This is a genomic window from Enterobacter sp. DVT3837 (assembly GCF_056238685.1).
Genome location: NZ_JBWDLA010000001.1, coordinates 2,314,039 through 2,336,167 on the forward strand (window position 1 = coordinate 2,314,039; position 22,129 = coordinate 2,336,167).

Annotated in this window: 26 protein-coding genes and 1 tRNA gene; 18 read left to right on the top strand and 9 right to left on the bottom strand. The window is 47.9% G+C overall.

Translation table 11 applies throughout. The features are described from left to right. Positions 1-21 precede the first annotated feature (21 nt). The gene (idi, locus tag AC0XWG_RS11350; RefSeq protein WP_128347292.1) at positions 22-564 is read right to left on the bottom strand and encodes an isopentenyl-diphosphate Delta-isomerase; all 543 of its coding nucleotides are present in this window, start codon (positions 562-564) and stop codon (positions 22-24) included. Between the two features lie 162 nt (positions 565-726). On the opposite strand from idi, the gene actS reads away from it, so the two are divergent. From actS to AC0XWG_RS11380, 6 genes are all read left to right on the top strand, one after another. Next, complete coding sequence (gene actS / locus AC0XWG_RS11355) at positions 727-1,470, top strand: amidase activator ActS (RefSeq protein WP_108090410.1); 744 nt, start codon at positions 727-729, stop codon at positions 1,468-1,470. A gap of 80 nt (positions 1,471-1,550) precedes the next feature. Then, a tRNA-Gly gene (locus AC0XWG_RS11360) sits at positions 1,551-1,624 on the top strand. 511 nt (positions 1,625-2,135) lie between these two features. Beyond that, positions 2,136-2,702, top strand: coding sequence for a hypothetical protein (locus tag AC0XWG_RS11365; protein ID WP_114506852.1), 567 nt, complete (start codon positions 2,136-2,138; stop codon positions 2,700-2,702). Positions 2,703-2,725: 23 nt separating this feature from the next. Then, on the top strand, positions 2,726-3,223 hold the full coding sequence (locus tag AC0XWG_RS11370) for a hypothetical protein (RefSeq protein ID WP_114506851.1): 498 nt from the start codon (positions 2,726-2,728) through the stop codon (positions 3,221-3,223). Between the two features lie 270 nt (positions 3,224-3,493). After that, positions 3,494-3,916: a hypothetical protein gene (locus AC0XWG_RS11375; RefSeq protein ID WP_475680588.1), complete on the top strand. Its 423-nt coding sequence runs from the start codon at positions 3,494-3,496 to the stop codon at positions 3,914-3,916. A gap of 49 nt (positions 3,917-3,965) precedes the next feature. Next, the gene (locus AC0XWG_RS11380) at positions 3,966-4,376 is read left to right on the top strand and encodes a hypothetical protein (protein ID WP_114506849.1); all 411 of its coding nucleotides are present in this window, start codon (positions 3,966-3,968) and stop codon (positions 4,374-4,376) included. Here AC0XWG_RS11380 and AC0XWG_RS11385 read toward each other — a convergent pair. Then, complete coding sequence (locus tag AC0XWG_RS11385) at positions 4,371-4,931, bottom strand: tyrosine-type recombinase/integrase (protein ID WP_045148753.1); 561 nt, start codon at positions 4,929-4,931, stop codon at positions 4,371-4,373. The two genes, AC0XWG_RS11380 and AC0XWG_RS11385, sit on opposite strands and share 6 nt — an antisense overlap. A 1,913-nt stretch (positions 4,932-6,844) precedes the next feature. Here AC0XWG_RS11385 and AC0XWG_RS11390 point away from each other — a divergent pair. The 11 genes from AC0XWG_RS11390 (at position 6,845) to AC0XWG_RS11440 (ending at position 14,097) form a co-directional block, all read left to right on the top strand. After that, on the top strand, positions 6,845-7,021 hold the full coding sequence (locus AC0XWG_RS11390; RefSeq protein ID WP_023309089.1) for a hypothetical protein: 177 nt from the start codon (positions 6,845-6,847) through the stop codon (positions 7,019-7,021). Between the two features lie 14 nt (positions 7,022-7,035). Next, positions 7,036-7,851: a DUF6945 domain-containing protein gene (locus AC0XWG_RS11395; RefSeq protein ID WP_475680589.1), complete on the top strand. Its 816-nt coding sequence runs from the start codon at positions 7,036-7,038 to the stop codon at positions 7,849-7,851. Positions 7,852-7,871: 20 nt separating this feature from the next. Next, a complete protein-coding gene (locus tag AC0XWG_RS11400; RefSeq protein ID WP_332934085.1) occupies positions 7,872-8,150 on the top strand; it encodes a hypothetical protein in 279 nt (92 codons plus the stop codon). Between the two features lie 112 nt (positions 8,151-8,262). After that, the gene (locus AC0XWG_RS11405; RefSeq protein WP_475680590.1) at positions 8,263-8,646 is read left to right on the top strand and encodes a hypothetical protein; all 384 of its coding nucleotides are present in this window, start codon (positions 8,263-8,265) and stop codon (positions 8,644-8,646) included. Then, positions 8,639-8,986, top strand: coding sequence for a hypothetical protein (locus tag AC0XWG_RS11410; RefSeq protein WP_475680591.1), 348 nt, complete (start codon positions 8,639-8,641; stop codon positions 8,984-8,986). The genes AC0XWG_RS11405 and AC0XWG_RS11410 overlap by 8 nt, the downstream gene beginning before the upstream one ends. A gap of 628 nt (positions 8,987-9,614) precedes the next feature. Next, positions 9,615-9,812, top strand: a complete 198-nt coding sequence (locus AC0XWG_RS11415; protein ID WP_032625265.1) for a hypothetical protein — start codon at positions 9,615-9,617, stop codon at positions 9,810-9,812. 7 nt (positions 9,813-9,819) lie between these two features. Then, positions 9,820-10,167 (top strand): hypothetical protein, encoded by a 348-nt coding sequence (locus AC0XWG_RS11420; protein ID WP_032625268.1) that lies wholly within the window; start codon positions 9,820-9,822, stop codon positions 10,165-10,167. 23 nt (positions 10,168-10,190) lie between these two features. After that, positions 10,191-11,228, top strand: coding sequence for a major capsid protein E (locus tag AC0XWG_RS11425; protein WP_058671553.1), 1,038 nt, complete (start codon positions 10,191-10,193; stop codon positions 11,226-11,228). A 122-nt stretch (positions 11,229-11,350) separates the two neighbouring features. Beyond that, positions 11,351-11,551: an uL22 family ribosomal protein gene (locus AC0XWG_RS11430; RefSeq protein ID WP_225561446.1), complete on the top strand. Its 201-nt coding sequence runs from the start codon at positions 11,351-11,353 to the stop codon at positions 11,549-11,551. Between the two features lie 2 nt (positions 11,552-11,553). Next, the gene (locus AC0XWG_RS11435; RefSeq protein ID WP_475680592.1) at positions 11,554-13,422 is read left to right on the top strand and encodes a hypothetical protein; all 1,869 of its coding nucleotides are present in this window, start codon (positions 11,554-11,556) and stop codon (positions 13,420-13,422) included. After that, positions 13,423-14,097, top strand: a complete 675-nt coding sequence (locus AC0XWG_RS11440) for a phage baseplate protein (RefSeq protein ID WP_475680593.1) — start codon at positions 13,423-13,425, stop codon at positions 14,095-14,097. Between the two features lie 19 nt (positions 14,098-14,116). Here the strand turns inward: AC0XWG_RS11440 and AC0XWG_RS11445 are convergent, their stop codons facing one another. From AC0XWG_RS11445 to AC0XWG_RS11460, 4 genes are all read right to left on the bottom strand, one after another. Continuing rightward, positions 14,117-14,368, bottom strand: coding sequence for a hypothetical protein (locus AC0XWG_RS11445; RefSeq protein ID WP_114506843.1), 252 nt, complete (start codon positions 14,366-14,368; stop codon positions 14,117-14,119). A gap of 186 nt (positions 14,369-14,554) precedes the next feature. Then, positions 14,555-15,793, bottom strand: a complete 1,239-nt coding sequence (locus tag AC0XWG_RS11450; RefSeq protein WP_475680594.1) for a tyrosine-type recombinase/integrase — start codon at positions 15,791-15,793, stop codon at positions 14,555-14,557. Positions 15,794-16,404: 611 nt separating this feature from the next. After that, positions 16,405-16,680 carry a hypothetical protein gene (locus AC0XWG_RS11455; protein ID WP_475680595.1) on the bottom strand — a complete coding sequence of 92 codons (276 nt, stop codon included), beginning with the start codon at positions 16,678-16,680 and terminating at the stop codon, positions 16,405-16,407. Next, entirely contained in the window at positions 16,664-17,794 is a 1,131-nt protein-coding gene (locus AC0XWG_RS11460; protein ID WP_475680596.1) for a PAAR domain-containing protein, read from the bottom strand. The genes AC0XWG_RS11455 and AC0XWG_RS11460 overlap by 17 nt, the downstream gene beginning before the upstream one ends. 251 nt (positions 17,795-18,045) lie before the next feature. Between AC0XWG_RS11460 and AC0XWG_RS11465 the strand changes: the two genes are divergently transcribed. Further along, complete coding sequence (locus tag AC0XWG_RS11465) at positions 18,046-18,585, top strand: GNAT family N-acetyltransferase (RefSeq protein ID WP_108090407.1); 540 nt, start codon at positions 18,046-18,048, stop codon at positions 18,583-18,585. Between the two features lie 166 nt (positions 18,586-18,751). Here the strand turns inward: AC0XWG_RS11465 and AC0XWG_RS11470 are convergent, their stop codons facing one another. Genes AC0XWG_RS11470 through AC0XWG_RS11480 form a run of 3 tightly spaced genes read right to left on the bottom strand, consistent with a single transcriptional unit; the run spans position 18,752 to position 22,126 of the window. Further along, the gene (locus tag AC0XWG_RS11470) at positions 18,752-19,315 is read right to left on the bottom strand and encodes a recombinase family protein (RefSeq protein WP_241659965.1); all 564 of its coding nucleotides are present in this window, start codon (positions 19,313-19,315) and stop codon (positions 18,752-18,754) included. Next, positions 19,294-20,364, bottom strand: a complete 1,071-nt coding sequence (locus AC0XWG_RS11475; RefSeq protein ID WP_128347295.1) for an ABC transporter ATP-binding protein — start codon at positions 20,362-20,364, stop codon at positions 19,294-19,296. The genes AC0XWG_RS11470 and AC0XWG_RS11475 overlap by 22 nt, the downstream gene beginning before the upstream one ends. Further along, a complete protein-coding gene (locus tag AC0XWG_RS11480; protein ID WP_028016942.1) occupies positions 20,357-22,126 on the bottom strand; it encodes an ABC transporter permease in 1,770 nt (589 codons plus the stop codon). Before AC0XWG_RS11480 ends, AC0XWG_RS11475 begins: the two co-directional genes overlap by 8 nt. Between the last annotated feature and the right edge of the window lie 3 nt (positions 22,127-22,129).

Below are 22,129 nucleotides of genomic sequence, written 5' to 3' on the forward strand. Positions count from 1 at the left end.
AAAGCCCCGAAAGGGGCTTTTTTATTGTGCTGCGAAGGCTTTGAGTTTTTCGCGGGCGGTCGTCGCTTCCATGACCATCCACGGGCTAAACGCCCAGGGCGTCGCGTCCAGCGCGCTGAATAACGTGTCCAGTTCAACCCACTGATACTCCATCACTTCACCTTCGTTTATCGTCACTTTATTGGTGATGCGGGCAGCAAATACCGGGCAAATTTCGTTTTCTACTATCCCGGAAGGGTCGATTTCGCGGTAGCGAAAATCTGATGCGACAGGGGTGATATCGGTAATTTCGGCGCCTACCTCATAGCGGCAGCGTCGGATTATAGCCTGCTCCGTCTCTTCACCCGATTGCGGATGTCCGCACACGGAGTTAGTCCAGACACCCGGCCAGGCTTTTTTGCTTAACGCGCGTCGGGTCACCAGACATTCGCCTTTGGCATTAAACAGCCAGGTGGAGAAAGCCAGATGCAGCGGGGTATGCGAGGTGTGAGCGGCGTACTTTTCCTGAGTGCCAATCACCATTCCCTGGTCATTTACCAAAATAACGTGTTCTTGAATACTCATTCATGCTCCAGTGCCAAAATGCCGAGTGGTTCAGCACCATCAGCCGGGGCATTATACGGCATTCTTATACGAACGGTTTATCCCACAGAGCGGAAAAGGGCTGACCCATATCTATCCGGACTGTTATCATAGAGCGCCATTCACGCTGACCGAGGATCTGTTTTGTTTGCAGGAAGCCTGACGAGAAATCCCATCACCGCCATTATTTACCTGATGCTAACGCTATTGCTGGCAGGTTGTTCAGGGAGCAAATCTTCGGATATGGGTAGCTATTCCGGTTCGGTCTATACCGTTAAGCGCGGGGACACCCTGTATCGAATTTCGCGCGCAACGGGGACCAGCGTGAAGGATCTGGCGCGGTTAAATAATCTCTCTCCGCCATACACCATCGAGGTGGGTCAGCAACTGAAGGTTAGCGGTGGAACGTCTTCTGGTAAAAAATCCTCGTCGAAGGGCAAAACTGCCAAAGTGACGCCATCCTATCAGGTGCCTCAATCGTCATGGCCACCGGTTGGACAGCGCTGCTGGATTTGGCCTGCCAGCGGTAAAGTGGTCGCCCCTTACTCACTCTCTGAAGGTGGCAACAAGGGTATTGATATTGCCGCTACACGCGGTACGCCGGTTTATGCCTCCGGGGCAGGGAAGGTGGTTTACGTCGGTAACCAACTGCGCGGTTACGGTAATCTGATCATGATTAAGCATGGTGAAGATTACATCACGGCCTATGCTCACAACGACACGATGCTGGTTAACAACGGGCAGAACGTCAAAGCAGGGCAGAAGATTGCCACCATGGGCAGCACCGGTACGGATTCGGTTAAGTTGCACTTCCAGATCCGCTATAAGGCGACGGCCATCGATCCGCAGCGTTATCTTCCGGCTCCTGGTAGCAAACCGAAGTGCTAAGTGATTATTTTATCGCCATTTAGTTGTGAAGAGGCTTGTATGAAGGTGCGTAAGGTCTATAATGCCATACGCACCTCAAAGCGGGCGTAGTTCAATGGTAGAACGAGAGCTTCCCAAGCTCTATACGAGGGTTCGATTCCCTTCGCCCGCTCCAGATCTCTCCCCTTGTGGAGAAGCCTTGAAAGCCTTCTCTATCAGCAACTTAAATAGTTACCTATTTTAGTCGCCTATGGGTTCTACCATTGTGATCCGCCCCTGGTAACTGTCACGCTAAGTTACATGGTGAGATGACAGTATAACTCAGCGTTGGCGGCAGTTGCATCCTCACACCGCGACAGTAAAACGTGAAGAAAAAGCCCACCCAGGCATCGTTATGTCATCGACAGACTGATCATACGCATTTTAAGCCCGATGTGCGGCCTTGTGGCTGCGTAAACAGGTGAATAGTGGTAAACGTACCTGCACACGATATGCAGGCTCTGCCAGCGCTTCGCTCACGCTCCTTACGGTACACGAGCACCCTGATAAGGTGTGATCCCTCTGACAATCTGATGAAGTCGCTACGCTCCGCTTGTTGCTTGTACCACTAATGGGGCTTTATGGCTTCTATTCCCTTAATTTAAATATGGTATCATGTAGAGGAAATCTTAAAAGAAGGGTGGTTTATGGGCTGGTCTTCGTTGGTTAGGATAACCATTGGTACATTTCTATTGGCTGGGTTGTCATTCTCTGCACACGCTAAGAACTGCAAGAAAGGTATTCCATGCGGTAATTCGTGCATTGCGGTTGGAAAAACGTGCCGGATTGGATCAGGCACCTCATCTACGTATAAAAATTATTCATACTCTTACCCGTCATCTTCTCTTCATAGTTCAATCCCTAAATCCTCTTCCCCTTCCTCATCAGCTAAGGTTGACGGAAAAAATACGTCTTCAACTGCTAAAACGTATCTCTGTCAGTATGCTATTGCAGCGATACAGAATGGAAGAATCGGTGCTTTACGTGTGTTGGGTAGTGCCGAGGTAACGTTGTATGTCGATAGCTTCAAAGCTAACCGTTTAAATGGTACGTACCTGCTCTCACCAAAGCTGAAAGCTAACGGTAAGTTGATGATGGCAGATGATAAAAGCAAGGTGTACGCCTATGATCCGTCGCTGGGAAACTTTGCAATTAGTGACCGCATCGCAAGAAGCACTGAGCAATGGGATCATTGTAAACTGGTTCATAATTAATAAACTCAATTCGTGGGGATGGAATGAAAAAATTACTAATGGCTTTCGTGATTCTAACTTTACCTCTGCTCTCGTTCGCTAAAGGTATTGGTTACGGAAACACTAAATGGGACATGAATCCATCAGAAGTTGTTGCTGCTCAGGGCAATGGTGCACATCTCATCTCACCAGAAAAATATAAGGATAACTTTGGGAAAGTGCGGATTGATAATGTATCGATTGGTAGCGGTCTCTATACAGTGACATTTTTGTTCGACAGCGCTGATCGTCTTGTCCAAACGAACGTAGCCAGCAATGAGAAGAAAAATGAAGGCATCGCAGCACGTCAATTTGGCACATTAAATCAATTACTAACTCAGAAGTATGGAAAGCCTGAATTTTCTGATCCAAGTAAAGTAACCTGGAAACTTCCTGACACAACGGTTGAGTTAAGTCAGATGGTCATTAATGGGATTATGGCACAGACAATTGTTCGGTATATTCCAAACAGTAGGGTGGCAAGCGATACTTCAAACCTTTAGCCTATGATTCTTTTTTAGCGGATGTGAGATTGTTTCCATAATCAGCGCTGCCAATACGAGAACGCCGATAGTTAACTACCCTTGTCCAGGAACAATCTGACCGCTAAGATAGCTTGAAAAACAAACTATTGTCGGTGGATCATGCGTATTAAGGGATTATCTCTGTTCTTCTGTGCCGTTTGCGTTGGTTGTAGTGGGTACTCGCAGCGGCAAGAGCACTTAGATGTGCCGACTTACTCGGAGAGCTACGATCAAGCCCTGGGGTGGTTAGTGACTGCTCGTTATCGGGATTCAGAAAATGCAGAAATCGTTATGTCACTGGTTGGAGACTTTTGCAGGAGCAAAGGGAAGGAGGCGACTCTCTATAAGACGACTGCTGGCAACACATCCACTATTCAAGAAGTTTGGGCTTGTCAGACTTCCCCAATGCTAAATGATACTGACATACTTAGCGCGGTTTATTGCCATTTTATTGCTAACGCGCCTCGCTACTCTGTGGATTTTTCAAACCGTCAGAAGGAAGTAGCAGAGCAAAAATTTGTAACGGCTTTCTTGAAAAAAAGGATCGAATACCCTGTCGGCGGTTTTTACGATAAGTACCAGAGTAACTTTGCTTCTTGGGCTGTGGCCAAACATGATGAGAGCATCAGCACTGATGAAGTCCGCCAGTGGTTTGACAAGCATTGCCAGTAAAGAGTGCGATTATTCCGTATGAATTTTTAATAATAGGAGGTTAGTCAGTATGGCAGGAGTATTATCAAGCACGGTGGCAGCTATAGGGATTCTTGATAAAGCAGTAAGCATCACTCAGAAGCTGGCAAATAACAGTGATGAACTGGACAAGGCTACGCTCAAACTTGAGTTAGCCAATCTAATGGTCGAACTTGCTAACGCCAAGATTGAAGCGGTAACAACACAAACTCTACTTTTCGACGCGGAACAGAAAAATAAGCAGCTTGAAGATCAGCTGAAAGATAAATCGACATTTATCTTCAAGGATAATGTTTATTGGAAAGCTGGAGATGAAGTTCCATTTTGTCCTCATTGTTATGAAACAGGCAATATCAAAAGACACATGCAACAGTTTGCTGTCACGAGGGGTCAAAACGCTTGGTACTGTAGTGTCTGCAAATTGAGTGTTCGATTCTCATAAATCCATTTCATTGATAATCCGGCTAACGGCTTGCTTGTCTAAATCCAGATAGCGCCTGGTGTCGGTGATGTTGCTATGATTGAGCACGGTCATAGCTAAAGCGATGTTGTTTGCTGAACGCTTGTAGATGGCATTCCCGCCAGCTTTACGGAAACTGTGAGCCGATACAGTGCCATGAATACCGATAGCTTTAGCGGCCTCTGCGATCTGCTTGCTCACTTCTTCGCGTCGTACAGGCGCTTGCTTGTTCATTGATCGGTTACGCTGGCTCCTGAACACATGCACATCATGCGGATACTCAGCACGGCGACGAGCTATCATCTGCACCACTGGAGCCGGAAGGGTGAGGGCTTTACGCTTCCCAGTCTTCTGTTCTTCTATGTCTATCTCTCCGTTGATCACTTCGTCGAAGCGCAAAGCTACGGCATCCCCCACACGCAATACGGCGGCTTGCATCATTAACGTAACGTCAGCTATCAGGCTTTTGTTATGAGCGTTTAGCCACTCCCTGATCGCTTTTGCTTGCTGCTCGTCTAACACGACTGCTCTGTTCAATTTACCCTCCTTTAAGGACACATATCTAAACTAATGAAATAAATATTATGATCATTTTCAGTGGGTTGCAATAAAAATGATCAAAAATTGATCTTGATTATGTGTGGTAAATGGCGCGGTTGTGTCCACTGCTGAACGCGAAGATCAGGCACACCCAGATCGAAATCTGCATGATTTTGAAATATCTTCAACAAAATCATAGTGTTGGCATTTGTAAACATGTGTTTGAACGTTGCCAAACCATCAGATCGGCTCGAAGAAGAGCGGGAACACCAGAACATCACACTACAGGTGGTTGTGTGTGGTTGTTGCCTATCTCATTGATTTAATGGGGATGAATGTCTGTTCGTTGGGCGAGGGCGTCGCTAACCTGCCTGTATGCACAGATTATGCGGAGTTTATGCACTTGAAACTGATTGCATCATGAAATGATTAGAATGCTAACTAATTGACGGGTTTGGCATGGAAAAATCGAATTGTTACTTTATAACAATAAAATGAGAAAACTCGTTCAGCACATTGCACCGAATATGGAAGTGCTCATTGTGGACAATGATCGCTGTGAGTCGCATGGCGCAAGGCTTTACGCAAAGTAAGTGATAGTTTCAATTGTTACTATCTTAATAGCTATGGCAACTTTACCACTGTAACAACGGCATTCTTTACCTGCCATTTACCTGCTGATTAGACGCCTGTTTGATGGGAATTATCTAAGATTAATCTTAGGGTTGAAGCATGGACGATTCGTAGTGAGCAGGGCGACAGCCTACCGTTGGGTGAAGTAACGAAACGGCACTTTGGATAACCCTAAATGGTGTCAATTTGGCACCGATTGACATAATGGCACTCATGGATAGGTGTCAAAATGGCACCTATTCGGGAATAACAGGTGTCAATTTGGCACCGATTGAGCTGTGATTGGTGTCAATTTGGCACTCTATACAAAGAGATTCAAAAAGCGATCTCTAAAAGAGAGCTTTTAGAAGATCTTGTGAAAGATTCGCTTTGCTGGCGTGTGTCGCCTGGCAAGTGACCTGATTCGCCTTTGGGTGGCTACTCGGTCAGCCGCTCACGACGCAGCGATCAGCGCATCTGTCTGTGATTGTGCCAGGGCTTCGCCCTCGTGAAACGAGGCACAGAAGCTATGCGCCGTGTGCGCAATGTCTTTCGGCATAACTTCTGCCTGTCTTCCATGCTCCGCATTTCATCCATGCAAAGTTAGCCCACGGCTAAGGCTTCACCGTGCTACGGTTCAGCCAGCCTCAATCCAATACCATCACCTACTATCATGATAACTACCGTTATCCCTCTGTAGTGGTGCTATTGGTTTCGGTAAGTGCCAGAGGTGCGCCCGTATGCCGCCACGCTTAACAGGAAGCCCATAGAGCGCTTTAAACGGTGCAGGGAATACCGATGTAGTGCATGTGTATGCAAACCTCGCATGACGCGATACAGCGCGTTTTATGGTGAATGGTAGAGGTTGATCCCAACTGGAAAGCGTGTTATGATCTAAAATGGGTAAAAATAATAATTGACAGAATGGCTTTTTTGTGTTAGAGTAGTATTAAGAGCTAAGAAAAAGATTCTTACCTTCTATCTCTGAGGTGTTCAGCCTCTTAAACAATCTAAATTACACCGCACTATCAGGCAACGTTATTAACGTTCTCCCTGGATGGTGTTTTCTTTTATCTCACGCAAGGAGAACCAAAATTAAGTATTTTGACATTGACACTACGGTGTCACAGCTTGTAAATGGCGAGGTCACTCGCTTTCAGATTAAAGCAATCCGCAACACCAACCGCAGACAAGGTTATAAAGATCGTGAAGAGTTCTTTAATGAAGTGCTTCGCCGTTTCGATCTAATCCGAGCAGAACAGAAAGAAACTAACGAATAAACCAGAAGGAGAAACCAAATGAGCGAAATCCAGAAGAAGAAACCAGCCGGAACATTCGTAAAACTGCCTGATGAAGTGTTTAGCACTTTGTTCAAAGAGGCGCGAGCGAGAGGCGTAACAGTGCAGGAGATGTTAATTGACGCTGCAACCACACTTTCCACATCAATTAAGAACGGAGAACGTTCTACCAAATAAGGATACACCCTAACATGACCGACATTATAAACGGAGACATTTACAGATACTTTGGTACAGAAGAAGCATTAATCGAAGCAAGCCACATTACCAACCTTAAAACAGGCGAGCGCGTGGAACTCTCCAATGATGCAAAAATTTTATACTCGCGTATGCGCAAGCGTTATCACTTCTTTACCACGTCCAGCGCTGGCGGCAATAAAGGGATTTACCATGACAACATTGAAGAGTTGAAAGATAGTGCTAATCTCTCGAAGAGTACAGCGCTACGATGTTTGAGGGTGTTAAAACAAGTTGGTTTAGTGGTTGCCACTCTGTCAGGCCGATCTAATCAATGGACTGTAGCCAACATTACACCGGATTCTTTCTTGCTTGAACGCAACGCGGGAACAACAGCCGATCCAGTGTGGGTAGATTGTCTAAAACATCCAGTGTTTGGCAAATCTAATGAAGACGTAACTCCAGAGGTGCAATTAGAGGTGCAACGCGAAGAGGCGAAAGCCGATCCGATGTGCGAACTTGAGGAAGCACCGGAAGAAGAAGCGCCAGCGCCGGAAAAAGTGAAGCCCACGAAGAAACCAGCGGCAAGGAAAGCACCCGCCAAACAGCAAACCGTTTCCCCATTCGAGTTTAAAACGCCACGAGACGAACGTTTTGATGGGTTAGCCTTTGAAAGGTTAAACGACGCATCTGATCGCTTCTTAGTTTTCCAGGATTACGATCTGCCATACCTCGTGTTATTCGAAAGTCAGGGGAAACTAACCAACCCAGCCGCAATAGAACATTTGAAAATGAAGAGGAATCTCTTCGAAACAATAGGGCGCTTGTAGCCATTTTAACCAGGAGGATTATGATCCAATACTTAGTGAAATACGGCGTTGACCGTATTCAGATTAATGACGCTGGAAAGCGTGTGTTAGAAACCCTGCATTACTTCTATAAATCCAAACCGACAAAGATCAGCTACGGTGACATTATCGAACGTTCTGGATGTTCGCAAGGTGGTGTGATGTTCTGGCTACATTCTCTTAAATCTTTCGGTGTGATCGCTTTTAAGGAAGCTGGACATTTCGACATAACAATAAAATCTATGATCTCGGATTATGAGATCATTTATTCGAACGACTAAATAACAACAATCGGGAAACTTTTATGATCATCGCTATGTATTGGTTATTTGCATTTTACGCAGTATGGACATTAACGAGAAAACACGGAGTTTCCCCCTCTACGAGGAATGAATGGGACGAAAAGAACGAAGTAACATTGTTAGAATCGAAAAAGCCACTCGCGCCAGCAAACGTAAATACACCAATTCTCTACAAGACCTCGCACGAGAGTCTATTCCAGGAGAATGGATCACCGAAATAATAGAACACCCTGCAACGGTGCCTGTAGGGGCAGAGTTTGAACTATTGCAGGATGTTTTAGCATCTTCGGATAATGTCTTCTATAAACCACGCCGCCGCCGTGAATACCGTGTTGATTCATCGAATCTCAAGAAGTGGCAGCTATACGCAGAAAACTATATTGACTGGGTAGGGTATTCCCAAACTAACGGCTTATCTCACCACATACAAGATTTTGACATTCTCTTTGACGACAAGGAAAACAACAATGAATAATAAAACTATGGACACCGTGAACATCCTAATTAACTCTTTCCACGATATCTGGCATTTACCAGCCTTACAGCTTGTTAATAAGGCGTGGCGTGAGAGAACGCCCTCCGCGCTCCTGGAAGCGGTACAATACATTGAACAGGCAATCACCGCGCTTGAACACTGGAACGCTGCTGTAGAGCACCTGGTGCAGTTGAACGGGGATACCGTCACCGTGGATCAGGCGTGGCGCATTGCAAATGATATGGAGGAGCTTGCCCTCGCTATGCAACATCTCACCGTTGAACTCGGAGAGCTTAGCATCGAGATTGCCAAGGTTTATGGCATGATTCAGTGTGAATAAATATTCACCATTATTGCATAAATACCTTGACAGGTGCATAACTTTTATGTTAATATAAGTTATAGGGTAAGTATTCGAATCACTTCTCCCATAGATGGCTACTCCTCCCTTGTAGGGTAGCCCTCTTCTCTAAAATCATTCCTTCTGTGATTTTTGGTTGTGTCCTTTATTGCTACGTTTCGTTTGTTTCTAACAAGGGATCTCCACTGCCTTATTTATTGCCTCTTCTCAATGAATAGGGGATATCCGGTGGAGAGCACCTTTTTAAGGTGCGCCCTTCATTCTAAAGGTAGCCATTCACAACGAGTGATTTTATAGAAGAGCAATCCGGCTCTTCATAACCATTCTAATCATAAGCGTGGTTGTCAGACAATACAGAGAATTCAGACACTGGAACATTTTTTCTTTAGTCGAGTTGTATTGTCTCCTTATTAATTATTAAGCCGAAAGGCTTGGTAGTGATAAGAAATTCCAATAGGGGAACATTCATCCTAAGCGTGTTTTGCAACGACACGGAATGATCCCCAGGCTGGTTTATAAGATTTCCAGCTATCCCAAAGAAGCGGCTTTATTGCCGCTTTCTTTTTACCCACAGTAACAAAAACGTTATAAATACGAGGAAACAACAATGTTTCTGATGAATAAAGGTGAGAGTTTGACACTCTCTGATGAAACTATTACGGCAGTTTCTAAGCTACTTAATATTTCTAAAGAAGAGCTAATCAAAGAAACTGAACGTTTATTTAAAACCAAAGCAGCTAATAAAGATACATCCTACGGATTGAAAGACAAGTTATCAGCATTAGCGGCAAAGAATAAGGACTGATAACACAATGTCATTTAACGACCTAATCCGAGCATCAGTGGTTTGCTACGCAGCAGATGGTATTTTGCAGGATTCTTTAATCAAACTGGATGCTGGTATCTCTACCGATCTCCCTGTCGGGGCTGTGGTGGACGAAGACGGCGAATCAGCCGCAAGCACTGGCTCAATTGCGTATGTACTCGTAGAACCAGCGAAAGCAGGGGATAAATATCTGATTGTTGCCAATCCGGTAATGGTGGTTCTGAATGCGGAAGCTCTGGAAACATCTCTCGATCACGCTTCTGTCGTGGCGACCCTTTTAGCTAAAGGCTATGTCTTTGCCGATTATGGCACTGTTGCACTGCGTACCACATAAGAATAATAAGGAATAACAACATAATGTCTTACACCGATCTATTTTCTGGGAAAATGTATGATTTCGCCTCTCCCTTCGAGATCAGCGTTGCCCCCAATAATGTCATCTCGAATTTAAATCTATTTAAGATTGAACATCACCAGCTAAACCGCATTGCAATTGATACCAGCATTATCTCTGATAATCTGACTGCACCGGAACAGCCAGCCTACGCACAAAGCGCCTGGGGTACGGCACGCCGTCCAGAGTTCAGCACTCAGCTTTATGGTCTTCGCTACGTGAACTCTTTAAACTCCGTAACCTCGCGTGATCTGGAACAGTACCGCAGCCGTCAAATTCCAGATGTAGGCGATCAGATTACGCTGGCACTGGCTGATTTCTCTGCCGCCCAATACAGTCAGATTCAAAACAGTATCGAGCTTGCACTTTGTGAAGCCCTGTTGGATCTGAAACAGGACAGCGACTACGCCGATCAGGGAAACTTAGATTTCCTTGCAGGTGGTGCTAAAACGCAGTTCACGCTTGATGCAAGCGACACAGCGAATATCTTTGAACAGCTAACGCAGATTAACCGTATTCAGTCGGTAACTCTGGGTGAAGGGCTGGCAAAACAACGCCGTGGTATGGTGATTCTGGCAGCAGGAAAGGCCGCAAGCGCCCTCCGTTACCATTCAAGCATTTCGCAGTTTATGACCTACACCCTGAGCGTTAATAATCCTGATAACTTCTTTACCAAAGTGCAGACCGATAACCCTGGGCTTGAGTCCTGGCAGTTAAACGGCGTTACCGTGATCGATGTTACCGGAATCCCTTCCATTGCCTCCCGCATTGGCGCTGATGGTTTCGTAGCGATCCCACTGCTTGATAACAATGCTTTCACTCTGCATAGCGGTGTAGGTACTCGCCACGCTACACAGGGCAAGGGTGCTGATCTGGTTCATCAATACGTTGTGGTTGATCAGCAATTTGGTTTCCCTTCTATCTGTTCCGAGTCTTCATTCCTGCCGTTCATCCCACAAGTGGTGGCACAGTCGATTGTATTCGGTAGCTTGAGCGCTTAACGAGCGTAGACGGTAGTTCTAACCGTCTGAAATAAAGAAGAACTATTTGAATAGGGCGTGTGAACGTTGGGAACATCTCCCCAGTGTTCCCGCCCTTTTTTATTTCCAGAATAAGAGGAAAGATGAAATTGGAACTTATCCTAAAGAGTCGAGGCTTGCATTTACAACTAAATGATACAAATGCAGAGCAACTACTGAATTTAGCAGCCGTATCGAGAGCACTTGATGTGAGCTATTCACATTTAAGACAACTTATTTTCAAAGGAATGAGTGTATCAGATGCACTTAATTATCTTGTGAACGAAAAGAAAGGGTGTGAATAATCATGCTTGATATCAACGTCGCACAAATAAAATCTACCGTCACATTTAGCGTTGATCGTAATTCAATGAAAGAAGCTATGGACGCTTTCGATCAAATTCAGAAGAAAGCCAAAGGCATTAAAGACCCTACGTTGAACATGAAGAGATTCAGCCAAGGGCTTAAATCTGCTGAAAGAGAATTAGACAAGCTGAATAAGAAAGCCTCTAAGCCACGTAATAGCGATGAACGAGAAAAGGCAAGGGCAGCTAAGGCGCAAGCCCGTGTAGAGGCTCAGGCAGCGAAAGAGGCCGCACGTTCGGCGGCTCGTCGTGAACGGGCTGAATTGCGGCTCTTAGATACAGCCAGCAGCTTTAAGAGTATGCAGCACCTTACCAATGTTGAGCTTACACAGGCCGCGCTTGCAGCGTCACGGATCACTAAAGCATATGCAGCAGGTACTATCTCATTACAACGCCAAAACAGCGAGATCAAACGACTACAGCAGAGCTACAGACGCATTAACGCAGAGCGTAGGGCAGCAGCAAAGGCGGGAGGGGCTAACGCTCTTGGTGGCGGTGGTAAGGCTACAGGGGCAATCTCTGGTTCTCTAATGGGTTTAGGCACTGGTGCGCTGGCTGGCGCTGGTATCGGGGCGGCGGCTTATGGCGCTTATTCATGGGGGAAAGAGGCTGTTACAGCACAGGAAGAGCGTAGCGAAATTGTGCAACGTGCCAGATTAGGGAACGTTGACGTTCACGCATTAGCCGCACAGAGCCAATACGCTACCGCTAACGGGATTGATTCGGGAATGGGTATTCAAGGCCAGCGTAAGCTATTGGACAACTACAAAGACATCCAGGACCGCATCGGTCAAACTCTCAATGAGGCTAAATACGATAAGAAATCTGGAGAGTGGAAAGGTGGCGATCAGGGGATTCTGTCAGCAGTGAACACTGCCGGATTCACGATGGACGATTTACGCCGATACCAAACAAACCCGATGGGCTTTACCTCTGCTTATGTTAACACCTTGGAAAAACAAGGGAAATCCTCAGAGCAAATCCTCGCATCTTTGGAACAGCTTGGTGATGACATGGGTTTGTATGTGGGGGCTTTCCGCAATCAAGGTAAGGCACTCACTGATCAGGTGGACGTGCTCAAGCGTAACGGGCAATGGTTGAACCAGGAGCAGCAGGATCAGCTTGTCGCCTACCGTAAGTTTAACCAGGAGCTTAGCATTCTCTCCGATAGCCAGAAGCTGGCATTCTTCGAAGGGTTTATGTCAGAGATTGACCCTGAAACCATGCGAGAGTTTAAGGACGCTATGCAGGAGGCGTTACCCTTCTTTCAGGGTGTCGGACGGGCTGCGGGCGATGTGGTGGATGGTCTGATGAAGCTAACCAACTGGATCACAGGCAAGCTAAACCTCCTCAATGGGGATAACACCTCTAAAGAAGCTGTTAGCCAGCACTACGGCACTACGTCAGCACCTGCACAGCCTGGAAGTAACCCTGTGGCTAACGCCTATGGAGCCAGCCAGCCGAAAGCAGACGGCACACACCAGCCTAATGTGTTCGATACATTCCATGATTGGTGGAACGGGACAAGCGACGCTAAAGACGTGAGCAGCTACGCGCAGAGCACCAACGGAGATTACTCTCCTGTTTCGATGTTGAAACAGAGTGCAGCAGCGCCAGTTAAGCCAGCCAATGCACCGATCATGCAGCCTGTAGTGTTGCAGAATCAGCTACCGGAAGGGCTTATCCATCTAACTATTTCTCCTGATCCAACGTTTGGAAACATGCTCAATGCTACCGTTGATCAGCGTATCAATGACAACAATCAGCGTATGGTGCTGGCTGTTTCATCTGGACAAGGGACGGGGGGCTAAATGGCAACACCAGGTAGTTTAACTATCGGAAACACCTCGGAAGGTGTGAATTCCACCTCGAATAGTAATAACAGCAGTGCTACCCGCACCAAAGGTGAAAATGGATTCACTATCCTTGCATCTGTATATAATTCGTCCTCAGATAGCTATATCCAGAACTATCAGGCGATAGTGTTTGATGCTGTGACGGACACGGGAGTCCGTAGACAGGCTGACATTACCAGTTATCCCGTTGAGAGCGGGGCAGAGGTGAGCGATCACGTTCAGATTAAGAATAATATATTCAAGCTATCGGGGATTATTTCCGAAACTCCGGTGAGGCTGGAAAAGGATTTGTTATACAGCGCTGGTGTGAATGGCACTCGTATCAGTCAAGCTATCGAATACCTCGATAAGATGTTTGACAGTCGCCAGCCCATCACATTAGTGACAGAGCACAAAGTGTACGAGAATGTTATTCTCTCCGGCATTTCCTACGATTATAAATCTGAATACGCGATGCAATTCGATCTTGAATTTGAACAGATCAGGCTTGTCAGTAAAGCTACAGTTAATGTGATTGCAACTAAAACGCAGGGAAATAAATCTGTAGGCGGTACGGTGAAACAGAAGGTAGTGAACAATGCACCTAAGAAAACCGAGGGTGACACTGTTACTACGGAGTTTAAAAAATAAGGGGCTTGCGCCCCTTTTTTCATTTACGCCCTTTGTTGGACTGAGCCAGAACAGAGGCGGCAAGTTCTTTGGTCAATTCACTTGAGCGAGGGTTGTTGAGGGCAGCAGATGCTTTATGTTCCATTGCACCGCTTGTTTGGTTTGAAGAACCCTTTTGAGACAGTGCTGAACCAGCAAGACTCTTTTGGATTCCAGATGCGTTAGGGTTGTTCAAGGTTTGTGCTGCCACTGATGCGACTTTGCTTGATGTTTGCTTTGGATTATTAGCCATTATCAACACCTATTCATGAAGTGAATTATTGCACATGTTGTATTATCTACATCAATAAACACAACATATAGTATTATGGTAATCCTCACCGCTTCGCTTTGCAACGATGAAAACCCAGTTCACTGGTTAAATTCACAGTTGGTAATTCGTGCGGTATTTTATGCTGTTCTTTTGGGTTCATTTACGCTATGAGTAGAGGATAAAACTGGTTTTGTTGGTCGGTATTTGTTCATAATCCACCATCTCAACATACCCCGCTAACTCTTCCAAGCTCGCCCCCTGGGAATAGGTGCGGAACGCTTCTGTTTTGGCTTTTTGCTCTGTGTGTCCGGTGATAGCCCCTATGCGTTGTTCGGGGCATCTGGTACGGTCCAGGCAGGTTATGAACATCCCTCGTAAGCTGTGGAAGCATTGGCGATCTGTAGCTGTAGGCAAAACACGACGGCGAAGCCTGGTGAACGCTTGAGAATAGAACGGGCCTTTCTTACCGTCAGCGCGGTTAATCTTGTTAGCCTGTGGGAATAGGTATTCTCCGTAGCTGTGGCTTAGGTATTCATCGACAATTTCAGCTATTCGGGAATGAATAGGGACGTACCGTACCCCCGCCTTGGTCTTTGATTTCGAAATGTAGAAACAGCGTACACCTTCCACCGTTTGGATCTCTGACTTCTTGAGGCTTGCCAGTTCATCAAGGCGGCATCCTGAAAACAGCCCCATAAGTATGATGTTCTTGATCTCCGGCTCTGCTGCATCCAGTAGCTTTTGCATCTGGTCAGGCTCAAACGGCTGATAACTCTCTATCGTGCGACGTGCTTCGAGGTTATGACCGTGAAAAGGGTTGCGGTCTGGTATGCCATCGTAGCGGCGCTTTGCAAACTCGTAGAGACTCCCTAAACACGTTAGCCAGTTTTGACGAGATTGATCGGCGGCTCCTTTCTCCTTTTGCGTATCGAGGAACTCAGTCACCAGGCGGCGACCTATCCTTTCTAAGGCAATGTCCGGTTGATTGGCGCTCTCAAGAAATAGCTCAACGGCTCGCGCCGATTTGCTCAAGGTGGAATAAGAGCGGCGGTCTTTATAGCTTTCGGCGTATTCGTCCCGTAAGAGGCACAGAGTGGGAATAGAACAGGATCGCGCTACAGGCTGAGGGCGGCTCTTGTTCTTTTTCCCTTCCGTGTGCAAGGCGGCTATTGACTGCTGCAACCACTGATCGGGGTTGCTCGGATTGTACTTCCGCTTAAGCTCTTCCCATTCTAATAACAGGTGGTTTCTGAACCGTCGAGCCTCATTAAGATCGCGGGTTGAGGTGGTTTTACGCCACATCCGGCACGGGTATAAAAATCTGAGGTACTTCGGGACGAAGATCTGAAACATCCAGATTCCATCTTTTCGCTTGTAAAGGTAAGCCTGGCCCTTGATTGACACGATAATGATCCTCTATTATCACGTAATCAGTTACCTATGCTGATCGCAATATCGTTATCTGTCAGTAGGTTACAGAAGTGGAATGGATTTTTGTTCGATTCCCTTCGCCCGCTCCAATCTTATGATAAATCAACTGGTTATGATTTATCAGTTAGTTACGTTGCCCTGCTTAAGCAGGTACAACTTAAACTACCCATTGTTCTACGCCCGCACCTGTCGCGTAATTGGTCTGTGGTACAAGGGAGCATATCATCACGCTGGCGGTGGTTCCTGGTTCTTACCACGACAGCAAAATATGGAACAAAAAGCCCAATACCTGGCATAACTCCCGAACAGAATGATCACACGCATTTTAAGCCCGATGCGTGGCCCCATGAGCCACGTAAACAGGTGAATAGTGGTAATGCCCCGGTAGCTACAGATCCGGCTCTGCTAGCGCTTCGCTTACGCTCCTAACGGTACACGAGCACCCTGATAAGGTGTGATCCTTCTGACAATCTGATGAAGTCGCTACGCTCCGCTTGTCTTCTTACCACTAACGGGGCTTTATGGCCTCTATTGTCTATAACCAGGGAGAAGGGGAAAGGCTGGAGACTTCCAGCCTTTGGCGGTCATCTTACTTTCTTGAAGATGAGCAAGATCAAAACAATACAAATGGCACTACCGACAAATGCAGTAATTAAGAGGTTATCCACTGACCGCGATAAGTCATCTATGATCGCTTCACATAAACGAGCTTCCATCTGACCAGTTGAAGGGGGGCCGTTGTATTTCCGGGTTAGCCCAAAATCAAGCACTGGTATCATCAAGGTGATAGAGTAGATGGCGAATACTAAAGCAATGCCTCCCCATCGAAGGATAGCCTTTGCTCTATTCGTCAATGCCATACGAACCACCTAAAACGCCGCCAATAGTTCCGCCAGAATAACCCGAAGATGATCCAACCGTTGATGCACTATTAGCAAGCCCTTCCTCCACTCGACCTGTCAGGCTCTCAGAATTTGGCTTGAAGTGGTCGATATTCGGATACTGCTCCCTGAATTTGCTGGTAACTTCTATAACGTTCATTGAGGACAGAGAGTCGCTCTTCTCCGTCAAGTAACGCTGTAATGATACAGGGATAGTGAAATCTTCTTCATTGTCGATACGAAGCTGTGTCGTTGTTGATGTGTAGCTGGTATCGAAGATATTGGTCCCTGCCTTTCTGATAGCTTTCACTGTATGAGTGGTGCAGTTGCTCCCGGTGAGATCGTAAACGTCTATCACTTTTCCGTTTCGTTTGGTGCGTTCCCCCATTGAATTTGTGAATACGGGAGTCGTACCTGAGTTCCATAGAGATTCAAAAATTCTGCGGGTTTCTTCGGGTGTAACGTCATCGATCTGGAATACTCTTGCCCGAACTTTGTAGAGTTCTTCACGATAGTAAAGGCGAGCATCATCACCAGTTAGGAAGTTAAGAATCCCATCACCTGTAAGTGTGGCGGGGCCTTTTCGATCAAAGCGCCCGTAGGTGTAAACGTAGATTGAATTATTCTGATGTACGGATACGAAAGCGTGTCCTGCATCCGTGGTTTCAGTCCAGATGTAAACGCCGTTCAATAGCTGATTATCTTCTGGCTTGCAGGTGTCAGCAAAATTATCAGTTTCAGGACCTGCTATCGGGCCGGGGAGAACGGGAAATTCAACGTTGTGGGATTGAGCAGCGTTGGTTTCCGTTTGTCCCGTAGATAACTCGTAAGTGTCAAAGATGGAAGGAATAAAACGTGATTTGCAGGGGCAGGAGCTACGGCTGTGCAGTGTTCCGGCTATCCTTTTTCCATGTATATCATCGGTATCAAGACCGCCACAGATACGGTAACGGCCTGGATGTTTACCACAGGTTACTTGATGGCCTTCACATGCCATGTCTTTACCGAAAAATTGATGGTCAGGGAATCCTTCGAGAATCCTACCACCGCAAACTGTCTTATCACCTCTGAATAAAAAGTGACCAACGGCCATTCATCCTTATCCTTATGTTACTTGTAAGTCCATGCGGAAAGTGTAGTCTTTTGGCTCTGGCGAGTAAATGAGCAAATGTAACAAAATCAGCGTGTAAGCGTGGTTAAATTTGAGTTAAGCAACACTAAGGGAAGGGGGGGCGCCTCCTCGCATTATTCTCTCAAAGCCTGTAACCACATCATAAGCAAATGAAGCTGGCTTCCTGGTGGTTGGCGACCCCTGCCACCTCAAAAGACTACTGAGGAGGTAAAATGTTCTGGGAATCGGAAAGGCTGCTATACAGGCATGCTGTGATGTCAGATTTGGAGGACTTGTTTCGTATTTACGCCAATCCAGAAACAAATGTTTGTAACCCGGCTGGCCCACATCGCGATATTCAGCAGTCCAGAAATTCTCTGGAAAAACGGATAACAAATACAACTCTCTACGGCTTTAATGATTGGGCGATAATGACTAAAGACAACCCAAATAAAATCATTGGTTTTGGTGGTTTTTTTGTAAGTGATACCGATGGGAAGCTGATTAACAATCTCGGTTACAGATTCGAGCCTAATGAATGGGGCAAAGGGTATGCTACTGAGCTTTCCAGAAGAGCTATTAGCTATGGGTTTGATGAAGTAGGTTTAAAAGACATTTCAGCTTTCCTTTGGGAGGATAATCTCGCGTCTAAGAGAGTACTTGAAAAGGTTGGGATGAGATTCGTTGAGAGATCCGAGAAAACCGACAACGAGCCAACATCTTTAACGTTCAGACTTACTTATGACGAATGGTTGGCTTATGGCGGTGATTAATAAAATTCATTTTCCTGCTTGGACCAAGGTTGGAAGTAGTGCCAGCGTAAACACTAAGCTGTTTTTGCATGTTCGTTTTTTACTTGCGCCATTGCGAGAGGGATTGAACGACCTGATTGAAGGCCACCCCATTCTGATGCCAGAAAACGGCAAGTATCAGGGATTATCACGCCTCTTGCTCTGCTTTAATGCGCTTCACAGTGGATGTGTTGACGTTGAAATCCTTCGCTACATTGCGCACAGAGCCGCCAGCCGCAAGCGCTGAGACAATACCTGCACGGTCTACTGCTTTACCTTTACCACGCTTTGCAGGGTTCACTGCTTTCGCCTCTCGCTTACGTTCCAACATCAACTCACGCTTACAAGTGGCAACTGCTGACAGCATAGTGAGCATCATCTTTCCTATTGTGCTGGTAATGTCTGCCGTGATCCCCTCCTTATGAAAGCGAACTGCCACCCCTCGATCATTCAATTGTTTGACCAACTCCAGAATGTTCAGCGTATTACAACCTAAGCGGTCGAGGCTGTGGACGTGGAGAGTGTCACCTTTATGCAGAAATGCCAGGCAAGCTGCCAACCCTGGTCGATTGGTATCCTTGCCTGAGAACTTATCGGAATACTCAGCGCGGAACTTATCCCGACGGCGCAACAGCCAAGACACATACACAAACAGAAAAGGCCGCATCCCGCAGCCTTTTCTTTTTCCATTCACCCTTTCGGGAACACCCAAACATGCTTCTCAGGCAGCGAAAGATGGCAGTGCTGCGGGTCGCGAACCTCATGTCCATACGCGCGGATTACAAAATCATCCCCCGCCGTGCGGAACAGGTACTCCCAGCGGTCGCCAAGATACATGCTGGTGAGCAGCGGTAGCTCAAGCTGATTTTCCCCAGGTCCCTCGACCACCGCCACGCGCTCGACGCGGATCACCGCCGTGGCTTCATCACCGCTTTGCACCCCTTCGCCCGCCTGGCCCCATAGCACCCAGCCTTTCCCCTCGATGCGCGCTTTGCCGTCGCGTACTTCGGTGACCTTGCCGTGCAGGCGGTTGTTACTGCCCATAAACTCGGCGGTAAACAGCGTTTTCGGCGAGCCATACATCTCCTGCGGCGTGCCCTGTTGCTCAATTTTACCGTTGTTGAGCAGCAGGATGCGGTCAGAAATGGACATTGCTTCATTCTGGTCGTGCGTCACCATCAGTGCCGATAACCCGAGCTTGATAATCAGCTCGCGCAAGAACACGCGGGCCTCTTCGCGCAGCTTGGCGTCGAGGTTAGAAAGCGGCTCGTCCAGCAAAATCACCGGTGGGTTGTAGACCAGCGCCCGGCCAATCGCCACGCGCTGCTGCTGTCCGCCGGAGAGCTGGTGCGGGTGACGTTTGCCAAGATGCCCCAGACCAAGCTGATCCAGCACATCCTGCACGCGCTGCTGGATCTCTTTGGCCGGGACTTTACGCAGTTTGAGCGGGTAAGCCACGTTTTCAAAAACGGTTTTGTGCGGCCACAGGGCATATGACTGGAACACCAGCCCCAGGTTACGCTCTTCCGCAGGGACCTCACTGCGCGGCGTGCCGTCGTAAACTTTGTTTTTGCCAATAATAATCGAACCCTGGGTGGGTTTCTCCAGGCCCGCTACTGCACGAAGCAGGGTGGTTTTGCCGCTGCCGGAAGGGCCTAACAGGGAGACCACTTCGCCGCGCTTGAGGTTCATGGAGACACCTTTTAAAACAGGATTGTCGCCGTAGGTTAAGTGCAGATCGTCAACCGCTAATTCAATCATGTATTTTGACTCCGAAACGAAGGGCAATGCCCAGACCTACCACGACCAGCAGGATGTTAATGAAAGAGAGCGCCGCCACGATATCAATGGCACCCGCAGCCCAGAGGGAAACCAGCATCGAGCCGATGGTTTCCGTGCCGGGCGAAAGCAGGTACACACCCGTTGAGTATTCGCGTTCAAAGATCAGGAACATCAGCAGCCACGAACCAATAAGACCGTAGCGGGAAAGCGGAATGGTAACGTGACGGGTGATCTGGCCACGCGTTGCCCCGGTGCTGCGCGCCGCTTCTTCAAGCTCCGGCCCCACCTGCAGCAGCGTGGAAGAGATGAGCCTCAGCCCGTAAGCCATCCACACCACGGTATAGGCCAGCCAGACGCTGAAAATGGTGCTGCGCAGCGAACGCAGCCAGACGATGACGTTTTCGCGCATCCAGTCCGTCCAGGCAAACCCGGAAAGCCAGCCGGATTTCAGCGCGTTATCCAGCCACATCGGCAGGAACAGGAACACCCACAGGAATGCCAGACCCGCCAGCAGGCCAGGCACGGCGCGCGGTACCAGCACGCTGTAGTCCAGGAAACGCGTGGTGTTGTCCGGTTTACGGTGCATGGCAATGCCGACAAACAGGTAGCAGACCACCGCCAGCGCGCCGCCAATCACGCCAATCGCCATGGAGTTGACGATGGCGCGCAGCAGGTTGGGCTGCGCCCAGATTGTGCGGAAGGTGTTCAGAGAGAGCTCATCCCACAGCGAAACGCCCACGCCCCAGTTGGAGATAAACGCGCGCAATACCACGCCGAGCAGCGGAACGCCGATGGTGACGGTGAGCCAGAAGGCAATCACCGCGCCAGCAACCCAGCGCCATTTACCCAACGGTAGCGCGCGGGCCTGAGAGGCTTTTCCCTTCATGGTGACGAAGCGGTTGGCGGTGCGCATCAGGCGACGCTGGAGCATCACCAGCGGGATGGTGATGCAGATCAGCACCACCGCAACCGCCGCCATCAGGTTATAGGATGGGGTACCCATCTTGTTCGTCAGCTTATAGAGATAGGTCGCCAGCACCATGTTGCCTTCCGGGTCGCCGAGGACCAGCATCAGGCCGAACACTTCCAGCCCCAGGAAGAACAGCAGCACGGTGGCGTACAGAATGGAAGGGCGCACCATCGGCAGGCTAACGGAGGTCATCACCTGCCAGGGCGACGCCCCCGCGGTGCGCGCGGCCTCTTCCACATCGGAACCCACGCTGCGCAGCGCTGACGAGATATACAGATAGGCATGCGGGACGTGCGTCAGACCGGCGATGACCACAATGCTCGACATGTCGTAGATATTCCACGGCACAAAGCCAATCAGCGCCTCAGCCCACTGGGAGAGAAAGCCTACCGGACCCGCGGCCACCACGTAGCCGAAGCCCAGTACCATCGGTGAAACGAAAATCGGGACCAGGATCAGCGGCTCAATCAGCCGGCGACCGGGCAGGTCGGTACGCACCATCAGAAACGCCAGCACGCCGCCCAACGGAATAGAGATAAAGACCAGCCCGAAAGCAAGAATAAAACCACTTTTCAGGGCTTTATAAAAATCAGGGTCGGTGAAAATAAACTCAAATGATTCAAAGCTCCACTCTTTTGACGGCGAAAAGAACGGGGCGGACAGGAAGCTCTGTATCACGATAAACGACAGCGGCGTGTAGATAACCAGGGCGGTTATCAGCACGACGATGCCTCGCGGCAGGCTTTGCCACTTTCTGCGTAATGTATTCATGGG

Excerpts from the sequence above, each read along its gene's own strand:
- AC0XWG_RS11390 (WP_023309089.1), top strand. The coding sequence starts at position 6,845 with ATGAGCGAAATCCAGAAGAAGAAACCAGCCGGAACATTCGTAAAACTG.
- AC0XWG_RS11440 (WP_475680593.1), top strand. The coding sequence starts at position 13,423 with ATGGCAACACCAGGTAGTTTAACTATCGGAAACACCTCGGAAGGTGTG.
- AC0XWG_RS11465 (WP_108090407.1), top strand. The coding sequence starts at position 18,046 with ATGTTCTGGGAATCGGAAAGGCTGCTATACAGGCATGCTGTGATGTCA.
- AC0XWG_RS11425 (WP_058671553.1), top strand. The coding sequence starts at position 10,191 with ATGTCTTACACCGATCTATTTTCTGGGAAAATGTATGATTTCGCCTCT.
- AC0XWG_RS11370 (WP_114506851.1), top strand. The coding sequence starts at position 2,726 with ATGAAAAAATTACTAATGGCTTTCGTGATTCTAACTTTACCTCTGCTC.
- AC0XWG_RS11405 (WP_475680590.1), top strand. The coding sequence starts at position 8,263 with ATGGGACGAAAAGAACGAAGTAACATTGTTAGAATCGAAAAAGCCACT.
- idi (WP_128347292.1), bottom strand. The coding sequence starts at position 564 with ATGAGTATTCAAGAACACGTTATTTTGGTAAATGACCAGGGAATGGTG.
- AC0XWG_RS11435 (WP_475680592.1), top strand. The coding sequence starts at position 11,554 with ATGCTTGATATCAACGTCGCACAAATAAAATCTACCGTCACATTTAGC.
- AC0XWG_RS11430 (WP_225561446.1), top strand. The coding sequence starts at position 11,351 with ATGAAATTGGAACTTATCCTAAAGAGTCGAGGCTTGCATTTACAACTA.
- AC0XWG_RS11480 (WP_028016942.1), bottom strand. The coding sequence starts at position 22,126 with ATGAATACATTACGCAGAAAGTGGCAAAGCCTGCCGCGAGGCATCGTC.
- AC0XWG_RS11460 (WP_475680596.1), bottom strand. The coding sequence starts at position 17,794 with ATGGCCGTTGGTCACTTTTTATTCAGAGGTGATAAGACAGTTTGCGGT.
- AC0XWG_RS11420 (WP_032625268.1), top strand. The coding sequence starts at position 9,820 with ATGTCATTTAACGACCTAATCCGAGCATCAGTGGTTTGCTACGCAGCA.
- AC0XWG_RS11400 (WP_332934085.1), top strand. The coding sequence starts at position 7,872 with ATGATCCAATACTTAGTGAAATACGGCGTTGACCGTATTCAGATTAAT.
- AC0XWG_RS11365 (WP_114506852.1), top strand. The coding sequence starts at position 2,136 with ATGGGCTGGTCTTCGTTGGTTAGGATAACCATTGGTACATTTCTATTG.
- AC0XWG_RS11455 (WP_475680595.1), bottom strand. The coding sequence starts at position 16,680 with ATGGCATTGACGAATAGAGCAAAGGCTATCCTTCGATGGGGAGGCATT.
- AC0XWG_RS11445 (WP_114506843.1), bottom strand. The coding sequence starts at position 14,368 with ATGGCTAATAATCCAAAGCAAACATCAAGCAAAGTCGCATCAGTGGCA.
- AC0XWG_RS11410 (WP_475680591.1), top strand. The coding sequence starts at position 8,639 with ATGAATAATAAAACTATGGACACCGTGAACATCCTAATTAACTCTTTC.
- AC0XWG_RS11415 (WP_032625265.1), top strand. The coding sequence starts at position 9,615 with ATGTTTCTGATGAATAAAGGTGAGAGTTTGACACTCTCTGATGAAACT.
- AC0XWG_RS11395 (WP_475680589.1), top strand. The coding sequence starts at position 7,036 with ATGACCGACATTATAAACGGAGACATTTACAGATACTTTGGTACAGAA.
- AC0XWG_RS11380 (WP_114506849.1), top strand. The coding sequence starts at position 3,966 with ATGGCAGGAGTATTATCAAGCACGGTGGCAGCTATAGGGATTCTTGAT.
- AC0XWG_RS11475 (WP_128347295.1), bottom strand. The coding sequence starts at position 20,364 with ATGATTGAATTAGCGGTTGACGATCTGCACTTAACCTACGGCGACAAT.